Here is a 24,780-nt window from a genome sequence, read left to right as displayed (position 1 = left end):
TGGAGCGCGAATTGAACCCAAGCATAGCATGCAACCCCGTCGCAGAATCGAAAAAGGCGCTGCGTCGAATGCTATTGGAAGCAAGGCTACAAGCGGCTTCCGAGCCGGCGCACAACGCCGCGCTCAACCGTCGCGTTCTCGATGCGTTGAAGCACTACGGCGTGAGCAGCGTGGGGTTCTATTGGCCGTTGGCGGGCGAATTCGACGCGTGCGCCGCGATTGCGATCTGGCTCGCGGCCGACTCGCAACGCGAGGCGGGTTTGCCGATCGTCAAGGAGCGCGGCGCGCCGCTCGAATTTCACGCATGGGCGCCGGATATGGCGATGAAGATCGGCCATCACAAGATCGCCGAGCCCACTTCGGGGCGTGTGGTGCTTCCCGATCTGCTGTTCGTGCCGTGCGTGGGCTTCGACGCCGACGGCTTCCGGCTCGGCTACGGCGGTGGCTACTACGATCGCACGCTGGCCGCATGGCCGGGGCCGAAGAAGCCGGTCACGGTCGGCATCGCCTATGAAGCGTGCCGCACGGACGCATTGCAGCGCGAGGCCCACGACATCCCGCTCGATCTGATCGTGACGGAAGCCGGTCTCTATCCACAGCCGGCGGATTAAGCGTTTGAAGAGCGCCGTGCGAGGCGCATCCTTCTCCCACCGCCGAGGACAAAGCCCGTTATAAAGACGCCGCCGCCCGCGAGGCCGTGTCGTACAGTCCGGACGCATTGCGCATCAGTTGCGCCGCCTCGCCAATCTGCTCGTTGGTCAGGCCGCTTTCCTTCAGCGTCGAAATCAGGCAGCTCTCGCGCACCTCGCGGTACTTCAGACAAAGCTCACGGCCTGCATCGGTCGCCGAGAAGAACACTTCCTTGCCGGTCTTTTCGCTTTTTACATACCCTCTAGCTACGAGCTTCTTCAACGCGTAAGTGGCGACGTGCGTGTCTTCGATGTTCAGCACGAAGCAGATGTCCGCCAGCTTCTTGCGCCGCTCGCGATGGCTGACGTGGTGCAGCAGCGAGACTTCGATCGCGGTCATGTCCTTTTCGCCGGCCGCCGACATGCAGCGCACCATCCACCGGTTGAATGCGTTGCCCGCCATGATGAGTGCGTACTCCAGCTCGGACAGCTCCGCGCTTGTGTCGGACACGAGATGTTCCGAGGAAACGATCTTGGTGGGATGGCGCGACATGGTGAAAATTCTCGAGAAACAGGATGGGAAGGTGTCGGGAGTGTACGACGAGCAGCCCATTCTCGGGACCCTGGCGAAAACGCTTATTGAGAATTTGTTGAGATTTTATTGATAATGTACGCTTCAGACATCACGGACCCTATGCCGATAAATAGGCACAGGGTCCGATATGCTCGACATCTCCGACTCAACCTGGGCCGTTAAGCGATGAGCCAACCAAAAATCTTTCCGCTCGGCGATGCCGCGCTAGTCTGCGAGGCGCCGCCGCCTGCCACGCTGGACTGCCAGCGGCGCGTGTGGGCTGCCGCCGAGGCTGCGCGCGACTGGCCGCACGTGCTGGAGGTTGTGCCGGGCATGAACAATCTGACGCTCGTATTCGATCCGCTCGAAGCCGATCGCGAAGCGCTGGTGAACCTTCTGCAAGCAGCCTGGAACGCGGTAAGCGACGTGCCCGCAGCCGGTCGTCAAGTCGACATTCCGGTGCAATACGGCGGCGAGTTCGGCCCCGACTTGCAAGCGGTCGCCAATCACACCGGCCTGAGCATGCGCGAGGTCGTGCAACGTCATGCGGACGGCGAGTACGTGGTGTTCTTCCTCGGTTTTCAGCCGGGCTTCGCCTATATGGGCGGGCTCGACACAGCGCTGCACACGCCGCGCCGTTCGTCGCCGCGGCTGGAAGTGCCTGCCGGTTCGGTCGGTATCGGCGGTGAGCAGACCGGCATTTATCCGGCGACCTCTCCCGGCGGCTGGCAGTTGATCGGCCGCACTGAACTGCCCCTGTTCGATCCGTCTCGGCGTCCGCCCACGCTGTTGCAACCGGGCGACCGGGTGCGCTTTACCGTCGCGGGGATACACGCATGATCGATGTGATTCGCGCGGGTCTGCTGACCACAATTCAGGATCTCGGCCGTCACGGCTACCGGCATCTCGGCGTCGCGATGGGTGGCGCGCTCGACCGTCTGTCGCTTGAAGTCGGCAACCGGCTGGTCGGCAACCGGCCCGATGCGGCCGGCCTGGAAATTACCTTCGGCCCGACCGTGCTGCGCTTTCTGCGCGCCACTCGCGTGGCCATCACCGGCACCGAATTCGGCGCAACGCTCGACGGCAAGCCGGTCTATTCATGGTGGAGCCTGCCGGTGCAGGCCGGCCAGGAGCTGGTTCTGCAAGCGGCCAAACGCGGCATGCGCGGCTATGTCTGCATCGCGGGCGGCATCGACGTGTTGCCGATGCTCGGTTCGCGCAGCACTGATCTCGCCGGCCATTTCGGCGGACTCGGCGGCCGGGCGTTGCGCGACGGCGACCGTCTGCCGGTCGGCGCGCCGCCGCAACGCGGCCACCTCGGCTTTACCCCCGAAGCGCCCGAGTTCGGCGTGAAGGCGCCCGCCTGGTGCAAGTTCGTGCTGGTTCACGAACCGCTGCGGCGCGGCCGGCATCCGTCCGGCGTGCCGTGGGCCGTGCCGATCCGCGTGCTGCAAAGCCCGGAATACGATAGCTTCACTGAAGAAGCGCACGAATCGTTCTGGTCCGATGAATGGCTGGTCACACCGAACAGCAACCGTATGGGCTACCGCCTCGCCGGTACGGAACTGAAGCGCACCCGGAAAAACGATCTGCTCTCGCACGCCGTGCTGCCCGGCACGATTCAGGTCCCGCCGAACGGCCAGCCGATCGTGCTGATGAGCGATGCGCAGACCACCGGCGGCTACCCGAAGATCGGCGCCGTGATCCAGGCCGATCTATGGAAGCTCGCGCAGGTTCGCCTGAACGCCGCCATTCGTTTCATCCCGACGACGCCCTATGAGGCACGCCAGGCTTTGCTGGAAGAGCGCACGTATTTGCGGCAGATCGACGCCGCGATTGCCATGCACGAAGAACGTTGCGCGCGCCAGCAGGCGGTCGCAACGCTGTAACACTATGTAGGGGAACACCATGGAAATCGATTTGAACGCCGACCTCGGCGAAGGCTGCGGTTCCGACGAGGCGCTGCTCGACCTCGTCAGCTCGGCCAACATCGCGTGCGGCTGGCACGCGGGCGGCCCTAACGCCATGCGCGACTGCGTGCGCTGGGCGGTGCAAAAAGGCGTGTCGATCGGCGCGCATCCGAGCTTTAACGATCCTGAGAATTTCGGCCGCAAGGAAATGGATCTGCCGGCCAACGATATCTACGCAGGCGTGCTGTATCAGCTCGGCGCCCTGTCGGCGATCGCGCAGGCCGAAGGCGGGCGCATCGCGCACGTGAAGCCACACGGAGCGTTATACAACCAGGCCGCGCGCGACGCGAAGATCGCCGATGCGATCGTCTCGGCGGTTCACGATTTCGACCCGTCGGTGGCGGTGTTCGCGCTCGCCAACAGCGGACTCGTGACGGCTGCCCGGGCAGCCGGCCTGACTGCCGTCGAAGAAGTATTCGCCGACCGCGGCTATCGCGCCGACGGCTCGCTCGTGCCGCGCAAGGAACCGGGCGCGCTGCTCGACGACGAAGACGTGGTGCTGGAGCGCACGCTCGCCATGGTGCGCGAGCGCCGCGTGCAGGCCGTCGACGGACACTGGGTGCCGCTCAACGCCCAAACCATCTGCCTGCACGGCGACGGCCCGCACGCGCTGGCGTTCGCACGGCGCATCCGCAGCGCGCTAGAGGACGCGGGCATTGATGTTCACGCGGCCGGCGCCGCGAGCGTCTGACTCGCGCGTCGATCATTGCGAACCAGACAGCGCGATTCAACCGTTACCCAACCCCGAACGCCCCGCTCCGTGCGGGGCGTTTGTCAGGTGCAGGACGCATTGCAGTTCCCGCGGTGGAACAGCAAATGAGCAGCAGATAAGCGGCAAATGAGCAGCAGATAAGCGGCAAACAATCAGCAAACAAGCAGCAGGTGCAGGTGCAGGTGTAGTCGAAGCAACGCGGCCATCAAGAGCCGTGGCAGCAAGACGGCGCGTGGATCATCAGGCGCCGGCCCACGTTAGCCGCCACAAGCGGCGAGGTTGAAACCCTGTTTGGAGATCCAGATGCAGACAACAGTCAGTCTATGGCCGCTCATTGGCGTGGCCGTCATCATCGTCGGCTTTTTATTACGGTTCAATCCGATGCTGATCGTGGCGGTTGCCGCGATCATCACCGGTCTGGCCGCGCACTTCCCGCCTGAAAAGATCCTCGCTGAAATCGGCACCGGCTTCATCAAGACCCGCAATATCCCGCTGATCATCCTGCTGCCGCTGGCCGTGATCGGCCTGCTGGAACGGCACGGCCTGCGCGAGCGTGCGCAAGCGTGGATCGGCGGCATCAAGGCCGCGACCGCAGGGCGCTTGCTGATCGTCTATCTGCTGGTGCGCGAACTGACCGCCGCGGTCGGCCTGACCGGTCTCGGTGGCCATCCGCAGATGGTGCGTCCGCTGATCGCGCCGATGGCTGAAGGCGCGACTGAAACGCGCTTCGGCAAGATCAGCGACGCCGTGCGTTTCAAATTGCGCGCCTTCTCCGCGGCGACCGACAACGTCGGCCTGTTCTTCGGTGAAGACATCTTCGTCGCGTTCGGCGCAATCGTGCTGATGACGACCTTCCTGAAAGAAGCCGGCATCATCGTCGAGCCGATTCACGTGGCCGTCTGGGGCATTCCGACCGCGATCTGCGCGTTCATCATTCACGGCTTCCGCCTCTATCTGCTCGACCGCAGACTCGAACGCGAACTGCGCGGCAATGCCGCCGCGAACACCGCCTCCGTCGCGCCGACGCAATCCGCCGCAGGAGACAAAGCATGACCTTCACGATTACCTATCTGTTCTGGCTGCTCGGCGTCGTGCTGCTCGTGATCGGTGGCATGATCGTCACGGATAAAGAACACCCGCGCCGTTTCACCGCCGGCGGTTTCTGGATTCTTTACGCGCTGATCTTCCTGATCGGCGACAAGCTGCCGCCGTCGGTGGTCGGCGTGCTGGTGATCGTGATGGCGTTGGCCGCAGGATTCGGCGGCGTGACCGCAGCCAAGCCGAAGGTGCTGTCGCTCGAAGCGCGCAAGGCAAGCGCCGCGCGTCTGGGTAACAAGCTGTTTGTACCCGCGCTGACGATTCCCGTCGTCACCGTGATCATTACGCTATCGGCCAGCCATCTGATCTTTGGCGGCATGCCGTTGTTCGAGAAGGCCAACGTCACGCTGATCGGTTTCGGCATCGGCTGCGTGATCGCACTTGCGATTGCCTGCGTGATGACGCGCGATACCGTTGGCCAGTCGATGAAAGAGGCGCGCCGCCTGGTCGACGCATTGTCATGGGCCGCGGTGCTGCCGCAGATGCTCGGCATGCTCGGTCTCGTGTTCTCGGACGCCGGCGTCGGCAAGGCGGTGGCTCACGTGACCACGGCCTACATCAGCCTCGACTACCGCTTTATCGCGGTGGCCGTGTACTGCATCGGCATGGCGCTCTTCACGATGGTGATGGGTAACGGCTTCGCCGCGTTCCCGGTGATGACAGGCGGCGTCGGTGTGCCGATCCTGGTCGGCGTGTTTCACGGCAACCCGGCGGTGATGGTCGCGATCGGCATGTTCTCGGGCTACTGCGGCACGCTGATGACGCCGATGGCCGCGAACTTCAACATGGTGCCGGCCGCGCTGCTGGAATTGCCGGATAAGAATGCGGTAATTAAGGTGCAGGTGCCCACCGCGCTGACCTTGCTGGTTGTGAATATCTTCCTGTTGAATTTCCTGATGTTCCTGTAGGGTCGTTGACCGAGCCGCGTGACAGCCTCCGATATCGCATAGGACTTTCGCTGTGGTCGATGCATGCGCGTGAGTCCGCGGCAAATGGACGCCGCCGAATTCGGAGGCGTCCGATCGCCAGGGAAGGGGCCTGAACATAAGCTGGTGGATGCTCTTCCATCCACATGCGCTGGCGACGCGCGCAACGCGCGCCGTCAGCGCTTTCCAGCAGGTCCCTCATGGAACATCAAGCCCACCCCGACACCGCGCCCACCGACGCGCCGCCCTCCGCTTACCTCACCTCTCTCATTGAGGCCGCGCTCGAAGCACATCAGGCCGGCCGCCTCGATGCGGCCGAGCCTCTTTACCGCGAAGCGCTCGCACTCGACCCAACGCATGCCAAAGTGCTGCATTACTTCGGCGTACTGCAACATCAGCGCGGCGACCATGGTTTCGCCGCCGAGTTGATGAGCGAAGCGCTCAAACTCGATCGCACCGACGCCGCCTGCTGGAGCAACCGTGGTCTCGTCGCCGCTGCGCTCGGCCATCGCGAAGAAGCGATGATCTGCTATGACCAGGCGCTGCAGTTGCAGCCGGATTTCGCCGACGCGCGCAACAACTTCGGCGTTGCGCTGCAAGCGCAAGGCTCGCTCGAAGTAGCGATCGAACAATACCGGCTAGCGTTGACGGCGAATCCGTCGCTAGTCGACGCACATCTGAACCTCGGCACGGCGCTGAACAAGCTCGGCCGCTACGACGAGGCGCTGGCCTGCTATCAGCACGCGCTGGCGTTCGATCCGCACTCGGCGGAAGCGCATTTCAGTGCTGGCAATGCGTACAACGCGCAAGGTGACCACGCCGCCGCCATCGCCAGTTTCGAACGGGCACTGGCACTGCGTGGCGATTATGCCGAGGCCCACATCAATCTGGGCAGCCTGATCGGCAAGCTCGGTGACTACGCCGGTGCCGAATCGCAGTATCGGCGTGCAGTCGCACTCAAGCCGAACCCGACCAATCTGGTTTGCCTCGGCGGATCTCTCGGCGCGCAGGGCCGCCTGGATGAAGAAGAAGGCTTCTACCGTCATGCACTGGCGCTCGATCCCAACTACGCGGACGCGCATCAGGGCCTCGCGTGGCTGTTGCTCAAGCGCGGAGATTACAAGCAGGGTTGGGCGGAATTTGCGCAACGCTGGCGCAAGAGCGACTACGAGGCGATCGCCGTGCCGGGTGTTGCGGAGTGGCATGGCGAGCCGCTCGACGGGCGCCGTCTGTTGCTGGTCGGCGAACAGGGTTTCGGCGACCACTTCCAGTTTCTGCGCTATGCGCGCGTGCTCGAGCAACTCGGCGCCACGGTCGATCTCTGTGTGCGCGAGCCGCTTCTGCCGCTGGTCGAGCGCATCCCGGGCGTGCATCGCGCGTTCAGTAGCAAGCCTGAAGGCCCGTACGACTTCTGGGTGCCGATGATGAGCGTGCCGTCGTGCGTCGGCACCGAACTGTCGACCATTCCCGCGGATGTGCCGTACATTTTTGCCGACAAGGCAAAGATCAAGACATGGCGCAAACGGGCAGACGCAGCCGGCAAAGCAAAACGCAAAGTGGGCCTGGTGTGGTCCGGCAGCCCGACGTTCGGCAACGATCGTTATCGCTCGATGGCATTGGCCAACCTGAGCCAGCTAAGCGAGCTGAATGACATCGCGTGGTACGCGCTGCAAAAGGGGCCAGCGCACGATCAGTTGGCTGATGCACCTGAAGCTTTCCGCGCCCACGATTTCACCGCAGATCTGAAGAGCTTCGACGACACCGCCGCGCTCATCATGAATCTCAATCTTGTGATCGCCGTGGACACCGGCGTGGCGCACCTGGCTGCCGCACTGGGCAAGCCGGTGTGGGTGCTGCTGCCCGCCAACTCGGACTGGCGCTGGCTCGAAGAGCGCAGCGATTCGCCGTGGTATCCGGCGATGAAGTTGTTCCGGCAGACCAGGTTGGGCGATTGGGCGCCCGTGGTCGAACGCGTATCGGAAGAACTACGCGACGGCAGTCTATAAAACCTACGCTGCGCAGATTTCAGGCGTTGCTGCGCAGCGCCTTCTCAATCCTTTCGTACGCACCTTCGTACGCAGACAGAACGCCGCGGCGCCGCGCCTTAAGGACGGCGACGCTGCTGCGCCAGCATGTAGGCGCGCAACAACTTGTTGATGCGCGTTTGATAGCCCGCCCCCTGTTCTTTGAACCAGCTCAGTACATCCGCGTCCAGGCGCATGGTCACAGCCTGTTTCGGCGGAACGTGCAACTCGGCACGGTCAAAAAAGTCGTCGCCCAATTCGGGCACGTCGCTCGTGTCGATTTGCGCGTCGCCTGCTTTTGCAAGTCGCTTCCAGTCGGTTCCCGATGTTTTACCCATAATTTCGCCTCTGCTCCTTTTCAGCCATTCCCACGCTACCCACCGTGCCAGTCAATTCCAGACGCTGTACTTGTAGCGTTTGACCTCGTGCTTCGTCGCCTTGCGCGCCGAAATGATACGGATCACATCCGCACTGCGTTCGACGTACACCACCACGCCTACGATGGCGGCCATCCAGCCTAGCGCGATCCAGCGATCCTCACCGTAGTCTTCCCGCTGGTCTATCGCCGTCAGCACGGGATGATCGAGCACGTCGACCGCATCTCGGAAATCGATGCCATGCTTACGAATGTTGATTTGATTCTTGAGTTCGTCCCATTCAAACCGCACACAGCACCTGTATTGACGTCTGTACATACATCATAGCACGCACGCGTAGCTATGTCCGCATGAGCCGCGAGCAGTTTGCGACACACGTCAGCGTCGGACTGGCTGTGAAATTACCGGTTCCTGATCTGGCCGAACGGCCTACCCCGGTTAGGACTGTGATCAGCCACGCTGCAGATTTCGCAGCGTAAGGCTGGGACGACTCTCACCCCGCATCCACCACGAACCCGTGCTGCCGCAAAAGCTGCAGCACGCCCTTGCGGCCACCCAGATGCAACGCGCCGATCGCCACGAACACCGGCTTGTTCGGCCCGGCGATCAGCAGCATCCGCGATACGAAGCGCCGGTTGCGTTCGTACACGATCCGGTTGTCGATCGAATCGGAGATCCGCTTGTCGCGCGCCAGCTTTTCGGACTTCGCGGCCTGCCACGCCGCAATCGCATCGGCATCGCCCACTCGCCACAGCCGGTGCAACGTCTTCACATCGTCGACGTTTTCCGCGGGCGTCTGCACCAGGTCCTGCGCGAGCATTTCGCGTTGCTGCGCAAGCGTGAGTCCGGTGAACGCACGCATTTGCTGCGGCAAGGTCTCGAGACCGACGATCTTGCCGCGCGTCCTGATATAGACGTTCTGCAATTGCGCTTCCGTGCCGTACTCGGTCTGCAAGCCTGCACTCAACGAATCGTAGGTTTCGACGACGAGAGACGCGAGCCACGGCCGCATCTTCTTGATTTCATCCTGCGCCGCGGGATTGCCGCGCAGGCGCAAGGCCAGCTTGCGCCATAAAGGTTCGGGCAGCAGACCCGGCAGACAGTCGCGACGGCATACGCCGTACTTCGACACATCGTCTTGCGAGACCAGCAGTTCGTCGGGTGAGAGTTCGAGCGCCAGCGTCGGCGAGGCCGCCAGGGCGCCGAGGATCGGCGCGCGGAACGGTTGCCCGGGCGGATAGTCGGCTGGGTCGCCGACATGCAACGTGCCGAGCACGTAGATGGTCGTGGTGCCGCGTGTCGCGACATAGAACGGCATGCGCGCCGGCTGCGCGCGCACCGGACCGCTCGCCGTGGTGCCGGGCGTAGCGGGCGGAGGATTGAAGCCCGGCAAGGTGGCGCGTGGCGGCGCCGGCAGACTTGGCACCGGCATCGCCGGCCGTCCTGCCTGGGCGGGCGTATTGGCAGCCGCCCCAGCGGCATGCGCGAGGCCGATCGGCCCTGCGCTCAGGTGAAAAGCAGAACATACGCCGAGGAGCGTGGCACCGGTCAGTGCAAACGCTCCCCAGCGCCGCGCGAAAGCAGCGTGGCGGCCACCATCGCGCGAGCGGCGCGCAAGACGACGCGCCGCCACTGCATCAGGCATCCATGTCCCCCACCTCCTCGGCGCGGTGACACGACACCTGACGGCCATCCACTTCACGCAACTTCGGTTCTTCGCTGCGGCAACGGTCGATCGCGTACGGGCAGCGCTGATGGAACGTGCAGCCCGATGGCGGATTCAGCGGCGACGGCATTTCACCTTGCAGCTTGATCTTGATGGTGCGATCCGCTTCGAAGATCGAAGGCGTGGCCGACATCAGCGCACGCGTGTACGGATGACGCGGATTCGAGAAAATCCGCTTCTTGTCGCCAAGCTCCGCCACGCCACCGAAATACATGACCATCACATCGTCGGCGATATGCTCCACCACCGACAGATTGTGCGAGATGAACACGTAGCTGGTCTTGAACTGCTCCTGCAGGTCCATGAACAGATTGAGAATCTGCGCCTGGATCGACACGTCGAGCGCGGACACCGGCTCATCGGCGACCACGATCTGCGGATCGAGGATCATAGCGCGCGCGATGGCCACGCGTTGCCGCTGACCGCCTGAGAACATATGCGGATAACGCTTGGCATGCTCCGGACGCAGGCCGACCGTACGCATCATCTGCGCGATCCGTTCGGCGCGTTCGGTCGTGCTCAGTTGCGTGTTGATCGCGAGCGGCTCGCTGAGCGTCTGCTCGACTGTCTTGCGCGGATTCAGGGAGGCAAACGGATTCTGAAACACCATCTGCACGCGCCGCCGCAGCGCCGCGATCTTCGCGTGATCGGCGCCCGCCACGTCTTCACCGTCGATCAACAGACGGCCCGCGCTGGGCTTTTCGATCATGGTCAGTTGACGTGCAAGGGTGGATTTTCCGCAACCGGATTCGCCCACCACCGCCAGGGTCTTGCCGCGGTCGAGCGCAAACGACACGCCGTTCAAAGCCTTGACCGTGCCCTGGCTGAACATGCTGCGCTTCACCGTGTAGTAACGTGCAAGCTTGTCGGCAACCAGGACGTGATCGCCCGCATGGTCCGACTGGCGCCGCGGTTCGAGTACTGCGTTCATCGTGCGCCTCCATGGGTGTGAATGTTGGCGTCGCCGCTCAGGTTCAGGGGTTTGATGCAGCGCACGCGCGCCACTTCGGCGTGACCTTGCATCGGTGTCAATGCCGGTCGCGCCTTCATGCAGTCGTCGACCACATACTTGCAGCGCGGTGCGAACAGACACCCTTTCGGACGATCATCACGCCCCGGCACCATGCCCGGCAGTGCGGCGAGCCGCACCGCGCCGACATTGTGTTCGGGAATCGCCGCCAGCAACGCTTCCGTGTACGGATGATGCGGCGCGGCGAAGATGTCCGGCACGCGGTTCGTTTCGATCACTTCGCCAGCGTACATGACCGCGACACGCTGCGCGACCTCGGACACCACCGCCAGATCGTGCGAGATCAGCACGAGCGCCATGCCGCGTTCCTTCTGCAGCTTGATCAGCAGTTCCATGATCTGCGCCTGGATCGTCACGTCGAGCGCGGTGGTCGGTTCGTCGGCGATCAGCAGTTTCGGATTGCAGGCAATCGCCATCGCGATCATCACGCGCTGGTTCATGCCGCCCGACATCTGATGCGGGAACGACGTGATGCGGCTCTTAGCGTCAGGAATGCCGACCTGGTCGAGCAACTCCAGCGCGCGTTTGTCCAACGCGCTACCGCGCAGGCCTTCGTGCAGCTTCAGCACTTCCTTGATCTGATAGCCGACCGTGTAGCTCGGATTCAGACTGGTGAGCGCGTCCTGGAACACCATCGCGATGTCTTTGCCGATGATCTTGCGGCGTTCCTTCGCCGACGCCTTCAGCAGATTCTTGCCGTTGAAGGTGATTTCGTCGGCGGTGACTTTGCCCGGCGCGTCGATTAGGCCCATCAGCGCCATCATCGTCACGCTCTTGCCCGAGCCCGATTCGCCGACTACGCCGACCACTTCGCCCTGCGCGACATCGAGGTTGATCCGATCCACAGCGGGCAGGCCGTTGAAATCCACCGCGAGGTTGCGGATGGTCAATAAATTGGTCATGTCAAGCCATCCGTTTCAGTTTGGGATCGAGTGCGTCGCGCAGCCCGTCGCCGAGCAGATTGATCGCGAGCACCGAGATCAGGATGGAAAGACCCGGCATCGTGACGATCCACCAGGCGCTGTCGATATAGTCACGCGCCGAGGCCAGCATCGCGCCCCACTCCGCCGACGGCGGTTGCACGCCGAGACCGAGGAAGCCGAGCGCGGCGGCATCGAGAATCGCCGACGAAAAGCCCAGCGTAGCCTGCACGATCAACGGTGCGGTGCAGTTCGGCAGCACTTGCGAGAACATCAAACGCAGCGTGCCCGCGCCTGCAACCCGCGAAGCCGTCACATATTCCTTCTGCAATTCGCCTTGTGCCGACGCACGCGTCAAACGCACATACCCCGGCAACGCGACGATCGCGATGGCCAGCATCGTGTTGACGAGACCCGGACCGATGATCGCGACCACCGCGACTGCCAGCAGCAGCGAGGGCAATGCGAGCAGCACGTCCATGATGCGCATGATCGGCGTATCGGCCCATTTCTCGAAGAACGCCGCGATCAAGCCGAGCACGATGCCCGGAATCAGCGCGAGCACCACCGAGACAAAGCCGATCCAGAACGACAGCCGCGCGCCGTACATCAGACGCGAGAGGATGTCGCGGCCTGCTTCGTCGGTGCCGAGAACGAACTTCCAGTTACCGCCGTCGAGCCAGGCGGGCGGGATTTTCACGGAGTCGCGATACTGCTCGATCGGGCTATGCGGCGCGATCAAGGGTGCGAAGATTGCGATGAAGATCAACACCAGCACGATGACGCCGGCGGTGACCGCACCACGGTTACGCGAGAAATTCGCCCAGAATTCGCGGGCGGCGATGGCGCGGCCGCTGGGCGGCGTCACCGCTGTGGGGACTGTATTTTGAATGTCTGCCATGGTCAGGTTACCTCGTATGGCGAATGCGCGGATTCAGCACGCCGTACAACAGATCGACGACGAGGTTCACAACGATCACCAGCGTAGCGATCATCAGGATACCGCCCTGCACCACCGGATAGTCGCGCCGGCCGATCGCGTCGATCAGCCACTTGCCGATACCCGGCCACGAAAACAGCGTCTCCGTCAGCACGGCGCCTGCGAGCAAGGTGCCGACCTGCAGGCCGATCACGGTCACGACCGGAATCAGCGCATTACGCAATGCATGCACGACGATCACGCGACCAGGCGACAAACCCTTCGCACGCGCAGTACGAATGTAGTCTTCGCGCAGCACTTCGAGCATCGACGAACGTGTCATCCGCGCGACGACCGCCAGCGGAATCGTGCCGAGCACAATGGCCGGCAAAATCAGATGACTGACCGCGGATTTGAACGCGCCTTCGTCGGTGGACATCAACGCGTCGATCAGCATGAAGCCAGTCACGTGCGGAATGTCGTATTCCACCGCGATGCGGCCCGACACCGGCGTCCAGCCAAGGTCGACGGAAAAAAACATGATGAGGATCAAGCCCCACCAGAAGATCGGCATCGAGTAGCCGGTGAGCGCCGTGCCCATCACGCCGTGATCGACCACCGTGCCGCGCCTGAGCGCCGCGAACACGCCCGAGGGCAAGCCGACGATCAACGCGAACAGCATCGCGCAGATCGACAGTTCGACGGTAGCGGGGAAACGTGCGAGGAATTCGCCCATCACGCTGGTATTGGTGATGATCGAGGTGCCGAGGTCGCCGTGCATGGCGCGACCGATGTAGTGAACGTATTGAATCGGCAAGGACTCGTCGAGCCCGAGGCGATGCATCGCGGCGGCATGCATGGCGGGATCGACGCCGCGCTCGCCCATCATCACTTCGATGGGGTCGCCCGGTATCAGGTGAATCAGCGCAAACGCGAGGATCGTGATGCCGATGAACGTCGGTATCACCATGCCGATGCGGCGCAAAACAAAGCGGAACATGGTTCGTCCCTATGGTCTTGATGAAGAAAAAACGCAACCGGCGACGAGGGCTTGTGACCCCGGCCGCCGGACCATTTCGACCAGTTTTCTAACCGTGCGAAAAGCTACTGCGTAAGCTTGACTGTATAACTGTTACTTGACGCTGACGCCGTCGAAGCGCGCATAACCGAGCGGCTCGATACGCATGTCGACCACCTTCTTGCTGACAGGCTGGTACACGGTCGAGTGAGCGATCGGCGAGAACGGCAGTTGCTGCGCGAAAATCTGCTGCGCCTGCGTGTACGCCGTCGTGCGCGCGCCCTGATCGGACGACTCGCGACCCTTCTGGACCAGATCCTCGAACGGCTTGTAGCACCACTTCGAGAAGTTGTTGCCGTTCACCGCTTCGCAGCCGAGCAGCGTGCCGAGCCAGTTGTCCGGATCGCCGTTGTCGCCGGTCCAGCCGATCAGCATCGTGTCGTCTTCACCTGCGTGCGCGCGTTTGATGTACTCGCCCCATTCATACGTGACGATCTTCGCCTTCACGCCGATCTTGGCCCAGTCGGCCTGGATCATTTCCGCCATCAGACGGGCGTTCGGGTTGTACGCGCGTTGGACCGGCATCGCCCACAGCGTGATGTCGAAGCCGTTCGGATAACCGGCCTTCGCCAGCAGTGCCTTGGCCTTGTCCGTATCGTACGCGGCGCTCTTCAGGTTCTTGTCGTACGACCATTGGGTCGGCGGCATCGGGTTCGTCGCGGCCTGGCCTGCGCCTTGATACACCGACTCGATGATCGCCTTCTTGTTGATCGCCATGTCGAGCGCCTGACGCACTTCGAGCTTGTCGACCGGCTTGTGCGACACGTTGTATGCGAGGTAGCCGAGGTTGAAGCCCGGCTGCGACGGCATCGCGATGTTCGCTTCAGCCTTCAGCGGCGCGATGTCGGCCGGACGCGGATAGCTCATCACCTGGCATTCGTCGCGCTTGATCTTCTGCACGCGCACGCCGGCGTCCGGCGTGATCGAGAAGATCAGCTTCGAGATCTTCACCTCGTTCGGCTTCCAGTAATCCGGATTGCCGTCGAAGCGGATCGTCGCGTCCTTCGTATAGCTGCGGAAAATGAACGGGCCCGTGCCGACCGGGTTCTGGTTGATGTCGGCCGCCTTGCCGGCCTTCAGCAACTGGTCCGCGTATTCACCCGAGAGGATCGACGCGTATTCCATTGCCAGATTCTGGATGAACGGCGCGTTGACTTCCTTCAGCGTGAATTTGACCGTGTACGGGTCGACCTTTTCGACGCTGGTGATCAGCTTGTCGAGGCCCATGTCCGTGAAGTACGGGAACTGGACCGGGTACGCCTTACGGAACGGCTGGTTCGTGTCCAGCATGCGCTGGAACGTGAACACGACGTCGTCCGCGTTGAATTCGCGCGTCGGCTTGAAGAACGACGTGGTCTGGAACTTCACGCCGTGGCGCAGATGGAACGTGTAGGTTTTGCCGTCCGCCGAGACATCCCACTTTTCTGCCAGGCCAGGCTCGACTTTCGTGCCGCCGCGTTCGAACTCGACGAGGCGGTTATAAACGGTGAACGTGTTGGCCGTGAAGTCGACACCCGTGGTGTACTGGGCCGGATCGAAACCCGCAGGGCTGCCTTCTGAGCAGTAAACGAGTGTTTTGTTCGGAATCTCGGCATGCGCGCTCGTAGCGCCCAGCATCGATGCCGCTGCAGCAGCGACGAGCGTCGTAACACGCGCGGCGCGCAACAGGTTGTTTTGCTTCATGTTTCCTCCAGGTTCGGGGCCGGCTCCCGCCGGCGTAGCGCGATCTTACTTGAGCTTGGCTCACGGCAACAAGCGGAGGAAAATACCCCTGTTGACGATCGGAAACAGTTAGGGCATGTGGGCGGCCGTACGCCGGCGCTGGCTGGAGCGTACGGCTGTTGCGAGGCGAGGCGGGCTCGGCCGGAAAACCGCCCGCCTGCTCTTATTTCAGGCCGACGTTCATGAATTGCGTCGGGCCGAACGGGTCGATCTTGAAGCCCGTGACGTTCTTGCTGATGGGCTGATACACCGTGGAATGGGCGATTGGCGTGAACGGCACCTGGTCTTTGAAGATTTCCTGGGCTTCCGTATAAGCTTTGGTGCGCTCGGCAAGATCGGTCGTGCTGCGACCCTTCCGGATCAGATCGTCGTAAGGCTTGTAGCACCATTTGGAAAAATTACTGCCGTTCACTGCGTCGCAGCCGAGCAATACGCCCAACCAGTTATCCGGGTCGCCATAGTCGCCGGTCCAGCCGATCAGCATTGCCTCATGCTCGCCCGAATGACCGCGGCGAATATATTCACCCCATTCGTAAGTAGCGATCTTCACCTTGACGCCGATCTTCGCCCAATCCGCCTGCAGCATTTCCGCCATCAGACGCGCGTTCGGGTTGTAAGGCCGCTGAACCGGCATGGCCCACAGCGTCAGATCGAAGCCGTCGGGGTAGCCCGCCTCCTTGAGGAGCGCTTTCGCTTTGTCGACGTCGTACGGGGCGTCCTTCAGATTCTTGTCGTAGCCCCATTGCGTCGGCGGCATCGGATTGGTCGCCGCCTGGCCGGCGCCCTGATACACCGATTCGATAATCGCTTTCTTGTTGATCGACATATCGAGCGCGCGGCGCACCATCAGATTGTCGAGCGGCTTCTTGGTGTTGTTGTACGCGATATAGCCGAGATTGAAACCGACCTGACTCGGAATGGCGAGCGATGCATCGGCTTTAACCGCTGGAATATCACCGGGACGCGGATACGACATCACCTGGCACTCGCCGCGCTTCAATTTTTGCAACCGCACGGCCGGGTCGACGGTAATCGCGAATATCAGCTTGCTGACTTTGACGACGCCCGGTTTCCAGTAATCGGGATTGCCGTCAAACCGAATTGAATCGTCCTTCGTATAGCTGCGGAAAATGAATGGACCGGTACCGACCGGATATAGATTGATATCGGACGCTTTACCTGCTTTCAGTAACTGATCGGCGTATTCAGCCGACAAAATCGACGCAAACGGCATCGCGATCTGCTGCAAAAACGGCGCATCGACTTCCTTCAGCGTGAAACGCACCGTATACGGATCGAGCTTCTCGACCTTGGTGATGTTCTTCGCGAGGCCAAGGTCGGTGAAATACGGAAACGGCACTGCGTAGGCTTTGCGGAACGGCTGTTCCGGATCGAGCATCCGCTGATAAGTAAAGACGACGTCGTCAGCGTTGAATTCGCGAGTGGGCTTGAAGAACGAGGTGGTCTGGAACTTCACGCCGTGCCGCAGATGGAAAGTGTAGGTCAGGCCGTCCTGCGACACGTCCCATTTCTCGGCAAGGCCAGGCTCGATATCGGTACTGCCGTGCGCGAACTCGATCAGCCGGTTATAGACCGTGTACGAGCCGGCGGTGAATTCCACGCTGGTGGTGAACTGGGCGGTGTCGAAGCCCGCTGGACTGCCCTCGGAGCAGAACACGAGGGTTTTGTCGGGCAAGGCGGCCGCCTGAACAGCGACGGGCGAAAGGCCGGCAGCCAGGGCCGCGCACATGCTCAAGGCTGGAAGGCAGGTATGGCGAACTGCAAACAGCAATCGGGATACTGTCATCATGTTCTCCGCACTGCAGCCACGTCAGCTGCGCTTTGATCATAGACAGCTCAAAAATCGGGTTCAATGAGGGCTTACGCTTCGCAAGAAATGCCCAAATGGGCATGTTTGTTGCATCGCAGCAGTATGCGATGCCTGACGCGGAGTTCGGATTGCCCGCGCCGTTGGCGCTGCATTGCACGCCGGCGCAACGTAAGGCACAGAATGCGCGGGCACATTTCAGACGCGAGGCGCGGCAGCGTCAGATTTCAACCATAAAAAAACCGCGCGGCAAGTAAGCCGCGCGGCCATGTACGACGGATCCGAAGCGTTAAGCGCCCAGCCGTTCGCAGATCGCCTTGGTCGCCGCAGCGCCATTGAGCGTGTAGAAGTGCAGGCCCGGCACCTTCGCCTCGATGAGACGCCCGCACAGGTCCGTCACCACGTCCAGCCCAAACGCGCGAATCGACTCGCGGTCGTCGCCGAAGCTTTCCAGACGGCGCGCGATCCAACGCGGCACTTCCGCACCGCACATCTCCGAGAAACGCATCAATTGCGAGAAGTTCGTGATCGGCATGATGCCCGGCACGATAGGCACGTCCACGCCGAGCTTCCTCGCGTCGTCGACGAAACGGAAGTACGCGTCGGCGTTGAAGAAGTACTGCGTGATCGCCGAATTGGCGCCGGCCTTCACCTTGTGGGCGAAGTTTTCCAGATCGTGACGCGGCGAGCGCGACTGCGGGTGGTACTCCGGATAGCCGGCCACCTCGATCCAGAACCAGTCGCCGAATTCGGCGCGGATAAAGCTCACCAGTTCCGACGCGTAACGCAGCTCACCCACTGCGCCCATGCCGGACGGCAGATCGCCGCGCAGCGCGACGATATGGCGGATGCCATGCGCGCGGTACTCGTTGAGGATCGCGCGCAGGCTCTCTTTCGAGGAGCCGATGCACGAGACGTGGGGCGCCGCTTCGAGCCCCTCCTTCGCCATCTCGACGACGGTGTCGAGCGTGCCCTGTTGCGTCGAGCCGCCGGCGCCGAACGTGACGGACACGAACTTGGGCTTGAGCGCGGCGAGTTGCGCGCGGGTGGCGCGCAGCTTGTCGACGCCTTCCTGCGTTTTCGGCGGGAAGAATTCGAATGAAAGTTCGATCGGGTTCATGATTCAGTAGATCAACCGATACTGCGGTTGCCGAAAATAAGCGCGGACAGCAGCCACGAAACGATGCTGTACAGAATCGAGCCGAAGAACGCCGACCAGAAACCCGACACTTCAAATCCCTTCAGCAGCGACGCGCACAGCCAGAAGCACAGCGCATTGACCACCAGAATGAAGAGTCCAAGCGTGACGATCGTGACGGGCAGCGTCAACAGGATCAGCACCGGACGCAGGATCGTATTGATCAATCCGAGCACCACCGCGACGATCAGGGCGGTGCCGAAACTCCGGATATGAATCGACGGTACGAGGTAGGTGATGATCAGGAGCGCAAGCGCGTTGATCAGCCAGGTCAGCAGCACGGTCATGTAGAGCTCCTTTGGCAGGCTGTCCGATAACGGGAAAAAGCGCGGGACGAGGCGGGCATGGTGAACAAAGCGGCGCTTTACGCGCCGCCTTGTCGTCTAACTGTCATGCTTTAAAACCGCCCGCGCGCTTGATGCTACTTGGAAGCGGTTGCTTAGTAGCGGTAGTGGTTCGGCTTGAACGGACCGTTCTTGTCGACGCTGATATAGCTCGCCTGATAGTCCGACAGCACCGTCAGTTCCGCACCGATACGCCCCAGATGCAGACGCGCGACCTTTTCATCAAGGTGCTTCGGCAACACATAGACCTTGTTTTCGTACTTGTCGCCGTGCACGAACAACTCGATCTGCGCGATCGTCTGATTCGTGAACGATGCCGACATCACGAACGACGGATGGCCCGTTGCGCAACCCAGATTCACCAGACGCCCTTCAGCCAGCAGGATGACGCGCTTGCCGTCCGGGAAAATGATGTGGTCGACTTGCGGCTTGATGTTTTCCCACTGGTACTTGCGCGTCGATGCAACGTCGATTTCCGAGTCGAAGTGACCGATGTTGCAGACAATCGCGTTGTTGCGCATGGCAGCCATATGATCGTGGCCGATCACGTGGAAGTTGCCGGTCGCCGTCACGAAGATGTCGGCCTTGTCCGCCGCGTATTCCATCGTCACGACGCGATAGCCTTCCATCGCTGCCTGCAACGCGCAGATCGGATCGATTTCCGTGACCCACACCGTCGCGCCCAGACCGCGCAGCGATTGCGCGCAGCCCTTGCCCACGTCGCCGTAACCCGCCACGACCGCGATCTTGCCCGCGATCATCACGTCGGTTGCGCGCTTGATACCGTCGACCAGCGATTCGCGGCAGCCATACAGGTTGTCGAATTTCGACTTCGTGACCGAATCGTTCACGTTGATGGCCGGGAACGGCAGGCGCCCTTCCTTTTCCATCTGGTACAGACGGTGCACGCCGGTCGTGGTTTCTTCGGTCACGCCCTGGATGTGCGCGAGACGCGTGGAGTACCACACCGGATCGGCGTCGAGATGCTTGGCGATCGACTTGTACAGCGCGACTTCTTCTTCGTTTTCCGGCTTCGAGATCACCGAACGGTCTTTCTCAGCCTTCGAGCCGAGGATCAGCAGCAACGTGGCGTCGCCGCCGTCGTCGAGGATCATGTTGGCGAATTCGCCATTCGGCCATTCGAAAATGCGGTGCGAGAATTCCCAGTATTCGTCGAGCGATTCGCCCTTGAATGCGAACACCGGCACGCCGCCTTGCGCAATCGCGGCGGCTGCATGATCCTGCGTCGAGAAGATATTGCACGATGCCCAGCGCACGTCCGCGCCGAGTGCCGTCAAGGTTTCGATCAGCACGCCGGTTTGAATCGTCATGTGCAGCGAACCCGCGACGCGCGCACCCTTCAGCGGCTGCGAGCTCTTGTATTCCTCGCGCGTCTGCATGAGGCCGGGCATTTCGGTTTCAGCGATATTCAGTTCCTTGCGGCCCCAGGCTGCAAGCGACATATCGGCGACGAGAAAATCTTGCTTTGAATCGAGAACTGCGGCGTTCATCACGCCCTCCTTTCTAAAGAATTGACTAGAAATTTGACGTGAGCGCGGTTCGATGCGGTGGATGGGAGCGCAATGCGCATCCTGGCCCTCCGATTGAAGCCTCCGAGCCTGGCGGGCGGCCGGCGAATATGCTGATTCGCGGTACCCGTCGCAACGCTCCTCGAAGACGAACGGCGATTGTAGCAAATCGAGATGGCTTCGGGGTGAGGCTGGACTGGCGGAGTTGGAGCTTTTTGTGACTCCAGGGTGTTTGGCGGCAGGCGGTGCTGGCCGGGCGCAGCGCGCCTCGGCCCTGCGCTCGAGCCACGTCGGTGTTTGGAATCTACGCAGCGTGATTCGGGGGAGCAGAGGCGGCCGCCCCGGCAGCGACGCTTGCCGTGCGCAACTGCTCGATGCCCGCGCGCGCGGATTCGAGAAACTGCCTCGAAAAGCGGAACGCGTCGGCCACGTCGGCAGGATCCGGTGTCTGCAAACCAAGAACGATGCGGAAATAGCGTTCGGCGTGAATGCCCGCGTGATAGTGCATGCGCACGCGTTTCGCGTCATCCAGGCGCCGGTTGCCGAAAATGTCACGCAAGGCCCACGAAAACGCGCCATCTTCGCCACCGATGCGACGAAACGCGTTGTCCATCGGAAAGCCGCCGAGCGCGGCATACGCTGCGCGGCGGATGATCAGGCTGCTCGGCACCGTGTTGCTGAGCGTTGCGGCGTGCTTGCCGAAGTCGGGATGGTTGGTGAGCTCGGCCGGAAAATCCGTGTAGTCGACGTCGAGCCGCACGGACACTTCGTTCGGGTTCTGCGTGAGAAACGCGCTCGCGGCGGCTAGCGCGCCGGGCAGGTATTCGTCGTCGGCGTCGAGGAAGGCGAGCAGACCGTAAGCTGCATGCATCGCGCCCCAGTTGCGCGCCCGAGCCGGGCCGCCGTTGTACGGCATCTGCAGCAAGCACACGCGTGGGTCGAGTCGCCCGTAGTGTGCGACCAGGTCGGTGGACGCATCTGTCGAGCCGTCGTCCACCACGACAATCTGCGCGGCTTCCGGCTGAATCAGGCAACTTTTGAGCGCACGGGCGAGCGTCGCCGCGCCGTTGTAGCAGGGAATGATGATCGAGATGGGCTTCATGGATTGAAACAGGCGCTGCGGGCCGAACGATAGAGAACCGTCGATGGTAGCCCGCTTCCCGTCAGGTCCATCCTGGAAAAGCGACGTGCGCGACCGCACCGGCCAACGCACTGCGCGCAAACGGCGCCGACACGAAGCGTCGCCATCAGCTTACCCCGCAACATAAATACGATGACTTACAATCGCTCGGATCATTCCAAATTGGAATTCTGGAGCCTGAGATCGTGGAACTACGAGCGCTGCGGTATTTCGTCGAAGTGGTCCGTCAACAGAGCTTCACCGTCGCCGCCGAGCAGATGTTCGTCACGCAGCCGACCATCAGCAAGATGGTCAAGTCGCTGGAGGACGAAATCGGCTCGCCGTTGCTGCTACGCGATGGGCGCCAAATGGTGCTGACCGACGCCGGCCGGATCGTCTATCAGCGCGGTCAGGACGTGCTGGCCGCGCACGCGCAGTTGCAGGCCGAGTTGAATGACCTCGATACGCTCGGCCGCGGCGAGTTGACCATCGGCATTCCGCCAATGGGCGGCTCGCTGTTCACGCCGGCCATCGCCGCCTTCCGCCAGCGCTATCCGAAAATTGAGCTGAAGCTGTTCGAGCAGGGTTCACGCGCGATCGAGACCGCGCTGATCCACGGCGAACTGGAGTTAGGTGGCGTGTTACAACCGGTCGACCCGGAGAACATCGAGGTGTTGCCGATGACCCGGCAATTGCTGTGGCTGGTCGCGCGCACCGGCTCGCGCTGGGACGATCTGCACGAAGTTCCGCTCGCCGAGCTCGCCAACGAGCAGTTCGTGTTCTATGGCGAGAGCCTCGCGCTCAACGACGTCGTGCTGAACGCGTGCCGGACCGCCGGCTTTGCGCCGACCATCGTCGGGCGCAGCGGGCACTGGGATTTCATGGCGGCGTTAGTGCTGGCCGGGGTCGGTATCGCGCTGTTGCCTGCGCCGTATTGCCGACGGCTCGACGCGGCGCAGTTCACCTGCCGCCCCGTAGTGGAACCGGAGATTCCATGGGAAGTGGCGATTGGCTGGCGCCGCAACGGCTATCTGTCACACGCGGCGCGCGCATGGCTGGAGGTAGCGCGCGAGACGCTGCCAGGCCAGGCCGGCGACGATTTCATGGTGGGGCCGGGCATCGGTATGACCGGCATCACGGCGCCCGCTAAGACACCGCCGCATACGCGGCCAGCCGAATGACAACATGCCCCCGGCGCGAACCGGGCGGCATGTCTTCAAGACACGGCTGACCTCGAAGACTTATCTCCAAGCACCACCTCGGAAGCCTATCGCGACGGGCGCATCTCAGAGACTTATCTTCAAGGCTCAGTCAGCACCGTCATTACTGCTGCGCGACAAACTCGATGCGGCGGTTGGCGAAACGGCCGCTTGCCGTGTCGTTGCTCGCGACCGGACGCGCATCGCCATAACCTTGCGCGACCAGCGAATCCGCCGGCACACCCGTCTTCACGAGATACGCGCGAACCGCTTCGGCGCGCTTCTTCGACAGTTGCAGATTGGCTTGCGCACCGCCGACATTGTCCGAATAGCCGGCCACTTCGAGCTTGGCCGTCTTGCCGTTACGCGCGCAGGCATTCAACACTTGCGCCGACTGGTTCAGATCTTCCAGCGCCGAGGCCGGCACGCGAGCACCGGCGCTTGCGAAGTTGATCACCTGCAGGTTCAACACCTTGACCACGTCCGCTGTTACGCACGAGCTGTCCGGCGCGAGGAGGCCCTTGATCGCGCCGCGGAAGTTTTCGGTTGCGTTCGCGACCGCCTGTTCGACGTTGAACGAACCGATCTGATACGAGGCGCCGAACAGCGATTTGAGTTTATCGAGCCAGCCGAGCTTCGCGTTTGCCGCGCTGCCGCTCAGTTCGACGTGCGCGCCATCCACTTTCACCTCGGCGCCCGACAATGCCATCAGCGGCAGCAGGCCGTCCAGATGAACGAGCCAGTCGGCCTGCTTGGTGTCCTGATCGACCGTGACGTTTGCGACGAAACGGTCAGCCCCGAAATGCTTTGTCAGCGCGTCGATCAGATGGGTCTTTTCGGCTTCGCTGCCAACCGTGGCCGTAAGCGTCGGTTTGCCGGCGGCGTCGACGGTGAAGCTGAGCTGACTGTCTTTGGTCGGCGCGGGCGCGGCGGCAGGTTGCTGCGCTTCGCTGGTGGCGCTTGCAGCTACAGCGGCAGGCGTTGCAGCCGCGGCGGCCGAGGCCTCCGCCGATGCGGACGCCGGCTGCACAGTTGCCGCGGCTCCCGCGCTACTGCGCTCGCTGCTTTGTTCGCCTCGTTGCTCGCTATGGCAACCGCGCAGGAACAGGAAAGCAAGCACCGCAGCAATCGCCGCGAGCAACCACCACAGCCACTTGCGCGAACGGCGCTCTTCGCGCACCACCGCGTCGGCTGGCACGCGGATGCTCGACAGGGCTTCGGCCACCGGCTTGGCGGCAGGCGTCGGATGGTCGATGTGCGCCGAGACCGCCTTAAGCTGCGACAGAATATTGCCGGTGAACGCGCCGAGTCCAGTCAGGCCAAGCCCGGCCATCAGACGGTCGTTCAGATACGGCGCAATGGCCGGCAACTGATGGCCCAGCAGCGTTGGCAACTGGCCGACGTTGCCCTGACCTTCGAGAAAATGCCGCTTCAGCAGGCCCAGCAGCGTTGCGCCGACGATACCCGTCATGGCGTGCGTCGCATGCGCCGGGACGCCGGTTTGAGTGGCGACCTCGTCGCTGAGCGTATCGACGCGGCGATCGAATGCGCGCTCGAGCAACTGCCGCCCCACACCTTCCAACTGGCTCACCCCGGTGGTGCTGCCGAGCAGTTGCGGCAACTGCTCGGCGATGTGGCCGTTCACCTCAGGCGAGAGGATCGTTGCGAACAGCGAACGCGCGCCGTCGAGCGTTGCGCCCTTCTGCATCAGACCGGCGACCAGCGCCGGCCCGGTTGTTGCAAGCACCTTCTGGGTCGCGTCCGGCGGCAGCCCGAAGCGGGCCGCCATCTGTCGCACGACGCCGTCCGTCAACGCGGACTGAATCAGCTGAATCACATTGATACTCATCGCTTCGC

23 protein-coding genes and 1 riboswitch are annotated in these 24,780 nt (G+C 62.4%); of the genes, 8 read left to right on the top strand and 15 right to left on the bottom strand.

Annotated features, from left to right (window positions below; all coding sequences use genetic code 11):
• Positions 1 to 68 precede the first annotated feature (68 nt).
• A complete protein-coding gene (locus M0D67_RS11990; RefSeq protein WP_266238868.1) occupies positions 69 to 611 on the top strand; it encodes a 5-formyltetrahydrofolate cyclo-ligase in 543 nt (180 codons plus the stop codon).
• A 58-nt stretch (positions 612 to 669) separates the two neighbouring features.
• Here the strand turns inward: M0D67_RS11990 and M0D67_RS11985 are convergent, their stop codons facing one another.
• The gene (locus M0D67_RS11985) at positions 670 to 1,182 is read right to left on the bottom strand and encodes a winged helix DNA-binding protein (protein ID WP_115783482.1); all 513 of its coding nucleotides are present in this window, start codon (positions 1,180 to 1,182) and stop codon (positions 670 to 672) included.
• Positions 1,183 to 1,389: 207 nt separating this feature from the next.
• Between M0D67_RS11985 and pxpB the strand changes: the two genes are divergently transcribed.
• From pxpB to M0D67_RS11955, 6 genes are all read left to right on the top strand, one after another.
• Complete coding sequence (gene pxpB / locus M0D67_RS11980; RefSeq protein WP_266238867.1) at positions 1,390 to 2,043, top strand: 5-oxoprolinase subunit PxpB; 654 nt, start codon at positions 1,390 to 1,392, stop codon at positions 2,041 to 2,043.
• Entirely contained in the window at positions 2,040 to 3,092 is a 1,053-nt protein-coding gene (locus tag M0D67_RS11975) for a biotin-dependent carboxyltransferase family protein (RefSeq protein WP_266238866.1), read from the top strand. The genes pxpB and M0D67_RS11975 overlap by 4 nt, the downstream gene beginning before the upstream one ends.
• 19 nt (positions 3,093 to 3,111) lie before the next feature.
• On the top strand, positions 3,112 to 3,864 hold the full coding sequence (pxpA, locus tag M0D67_RS11970) for a 5-oxoprolinase subunit PxpA (RefSeq protein ID WP_154559811.1): 753 nt from the start codon (positions 3,112 to 3,114) through the stop codon (positions 3,862 to 3,864).
• A 324-nt stretch (positions 3,865 to 4,188) separates the two neighbouring features.
• Positions 4,189 to 4,938, top strand: coding sequence for a DUF969 domain-containing protein (locus M0D67_RS11965; protein WP_154559812.1), 750 nt, complete (start codon positions 4,189 to 4,191; stop codon positions 4,936 to 4,938).
• Positions 4,935 to 5,891, top strand: coding sequence for a DUF979 domain-containing protein (locus M0D67_RS11960; RefSeq protein WP_171927603.1), 957 nt, complete (start codon positions 4,935 to 4,937; stop codon positions 5,889 to 5,891). Before M0D67_RS11965 ends, M0D67_RS11960 begins: the two co-directional genes overlap by 4 nt.
• A gap of 218 nt (positions 5,892 to 6,109) precedes the next feature.
• A complete protein-coding gene (locus tag M0D67_RS11955) occupies positions 6,110 to 7,915 on the top strand; it encodes a tetratricopeptide repeat protein (RefSeq protein ID WP_266238865.1) in 1,806 nt (601 codons plus the stop codon).
• Between the two features lie 98 nt (positions 7,916 to 8,013).
• On the opposite strand, the gene M0D67_RS11950 is transcribed toward M0D67_RS11955, so the two are convergent.
• The 13 genes from M0D67_RS11950 to M0D67_RS11890 all read right to left on the bottom strand — a co-directional run bounded on the left by M0D67_RS11950 (position 8,014) and on the right by M0D67_RS11890 (position 21,706).
• Positions 8,014 to 8,271: a BrnA antitoxin family protein gene (locus M0D67_RS11950; RefSeq protein ID WP_097390646.1), complete on the bottom strand. Its 258-nt coding sequence runs from the start codon at positions 8,269 to 8,271 to the stop codon at positions 8,014 to 8,016.
• Positions 8,272 to 8,322: 51 nt separating this feature from the next.
• Positions 8,323 to 8,601: a BrnT family toxin gene (locus M0D67_RS11945; RefSeq protein WP_171927605.1), complete on the bottom strand. Its 279-nt coding sequence runs from the start codon at positions 8,599 to 8,601 to the stop codon at positions 8,323 to 8,325.
• A 202-nt stretch (positions 8,602 to 8,803) separates the two neighbouring features.
• Complete coding sequence (locus M0D67_RS11940) at positions 8,804 to 9,955, bottom strand: TraB/GumN family protein (protein ID WP_171927606.1); 1,152 nt, start codon at positions 9,953 to 9,955, stop codon at positions 8,804 to 8,806.
• Positions 9,948 to 10,967 (bottom strand): peptide ABC transporter ATP-binding protein, encoded by a 1,020-nt coding sequence (locus M0D67_RS11935; RefSeq protein WP_154559817.1) that lies wholly within the window; start codon positions 10,965 to 10,967, stop codon positions 9,948 to 9,950. Before M0D67_RS11935 ends, M0D67_RS11940 begins: the two co-directional genes overlap by 8 nt.
• A complete protein-coding gene (locus M0D67_RS11930; RefSeq protein ID WP_266238864.1) occupies positions 10,964 to 11,968 on the bottom strand; it encodes an ABC transporter ATP-binding protein in 1,005 nt (334 codons plus the stop codon). The genes M0D67_RS11935 and M0D67_RS11930 overlap by 4 nt, the downstream gene beginning before the upstream one ends.
• 1 nt (position 11,969) lies before the next feature.
• Positions 11,970 to 12,887: an ABC transporter permease subunit gene (locus M0D67_RS11925; RefSeq protein ID WP_171927608.1), complete on the bottom strand. Its 918-nt coding sequence runs from the start codon at positions 12,885 to 12,887 to the stop codon at positions 11,970 to 11,972.
• A 7-nt stretch (positions 12,888 to 12,894) separates the two neighbouring features.
• Positions 12,895 to 13,905, bottom strand: a complete 1,011-nt coding sequence (locus M0D67_RS11920) for an ABC transporter permease subunit (RefSeq protein ID WP_154559820.1) — start codon at positions 13,903 to 13,905, stop codon at positions 12,895 to 12,897.
• A gap of 132 nt (positions 13,906 to 14,037) precedes the next feature.
• On the bottom strand, positions 14,038 to 15,666 hold the full coding sequence (locus M0D67_RS11915) for an ABC transporter substrate-binding protein (RefSeq protein WP_171927609.1): 1,629 nt from the start codon (positions 15,664 to 15,666) through the stop codon (positions 14,038 to 14,040).
• Positions 15,667 to 15,868: 202 nt separating this feature from the next.
• A complete protein-coding gene (locus M0D67_RS11910; RefSeq protein ID WP_171927610.1) occupies positions 15,869 to 17,512 on the bottom strand; it encodes an ABC transporter substrate-binding protein in 1,644 nt (547 codons plus the stop codon).
• A 310-nt stretch (positions 17,513 to 17,822) separates the two neighbouring features.
• Positions 17,823 to 18,653, bottom strand: a complete 831-nt coding sequence (gene metF / locus M0D67_RS11905; protein WP_171927611.1) for a methylenetetrahydrofolate reductase [NAD(P)H] — start codon at positions 18,651 to 18,653, stop codon at positions 17,823 to 17,825.
• An 11-nt stretch (positions 18,654 to 18,664) separates the two neighbouring features.
• Entirely contained in the window at positions 18,665 to 19,018 is a 354-nt protein-coding gene (locus tag M0D67_RS11900) for a phage holin family protein (protein WP_028198543.1), read from the bottom strand.
• A gap of 152 nt (positions 19,019 to 19,170) precedes the next feature.
• The gene (ahcY, locus tag M0D67_RS11895; protein WP_154559824.1) at positions 19,171 to 20,586 is read right to left on the bottom strand and encodes an adenosylhomocysteinase; all 1,416 of its coding nucleotides are present in this window, start codon (positions 20,584 to 20,586) and stop codon (positions 19,171 to 19,173) included.
• Between the two features lie 33 nt (positions 20,587 to 20,619).
• Positions 20,620 to 20,754, bottom strand: a riboswitch (S-adenosyl-L-homocysteine riboswitch).
• 154 nt (positions 20,755 to 20,908) lie between these two features.
• Entirely contained in the window at positions 20,909 to 21,706 is a 798-nt protein-coding gene (locus M0D67_RS11890; RefSeq protein WP_171927612.1) for a glycosyltransferase family A protein, read from the bottom strand.
• A 224-nt stretch (positions 21,707 to 21,930) separates the two neighbouring features.
• On the opposite strand from M0D67_RS11890, the gene M0D67_RS11885 reads away from it, so the two are divergent.
• Entirely contained in the window at positions 21,931 to 22,905 is a 975-nt protein-coding gene (locus M0D67_RS11885; protein ID WP_171927613.1) for a LysR family transcriptional regulator, read from the top strand.
• Positions 22,906 to 23,047: 142 nt separating this feature from the next.
• Here M0D67_RS11885 and M0D67_RS11880 read toward each other — a convergent pair whose 3' ends face one another.
• Entirely contained in the window at positions 23,048 to 24,772 is a 1,725-nt protein-coding gene (locus tag M0D67_RS11880) for an OmpA family protein (protein WP_266238863.1), read from the bottom strand.
• Between the last annotated feature and the right edge of the window lie 8 nt (positions 24,773 to 24,780).

Origin of the sequence: Paraburkholderia sp. SECH4 (genome assembly GCF_030511745.1) — a bacterium.
GTDB classification, from domain to species: Bacteria; Pseudomonadota; Gammaproteobacteria; order Burkholderiales; family Burkholderiaceae; genus Paraburkholderia; species Paraburkholderia madseniana.
The sequence above is the reverse complement of the archived record's forward strand: the minus strand, read 5'-3'. Positions and strand labels throughout refer to the sequence as shown.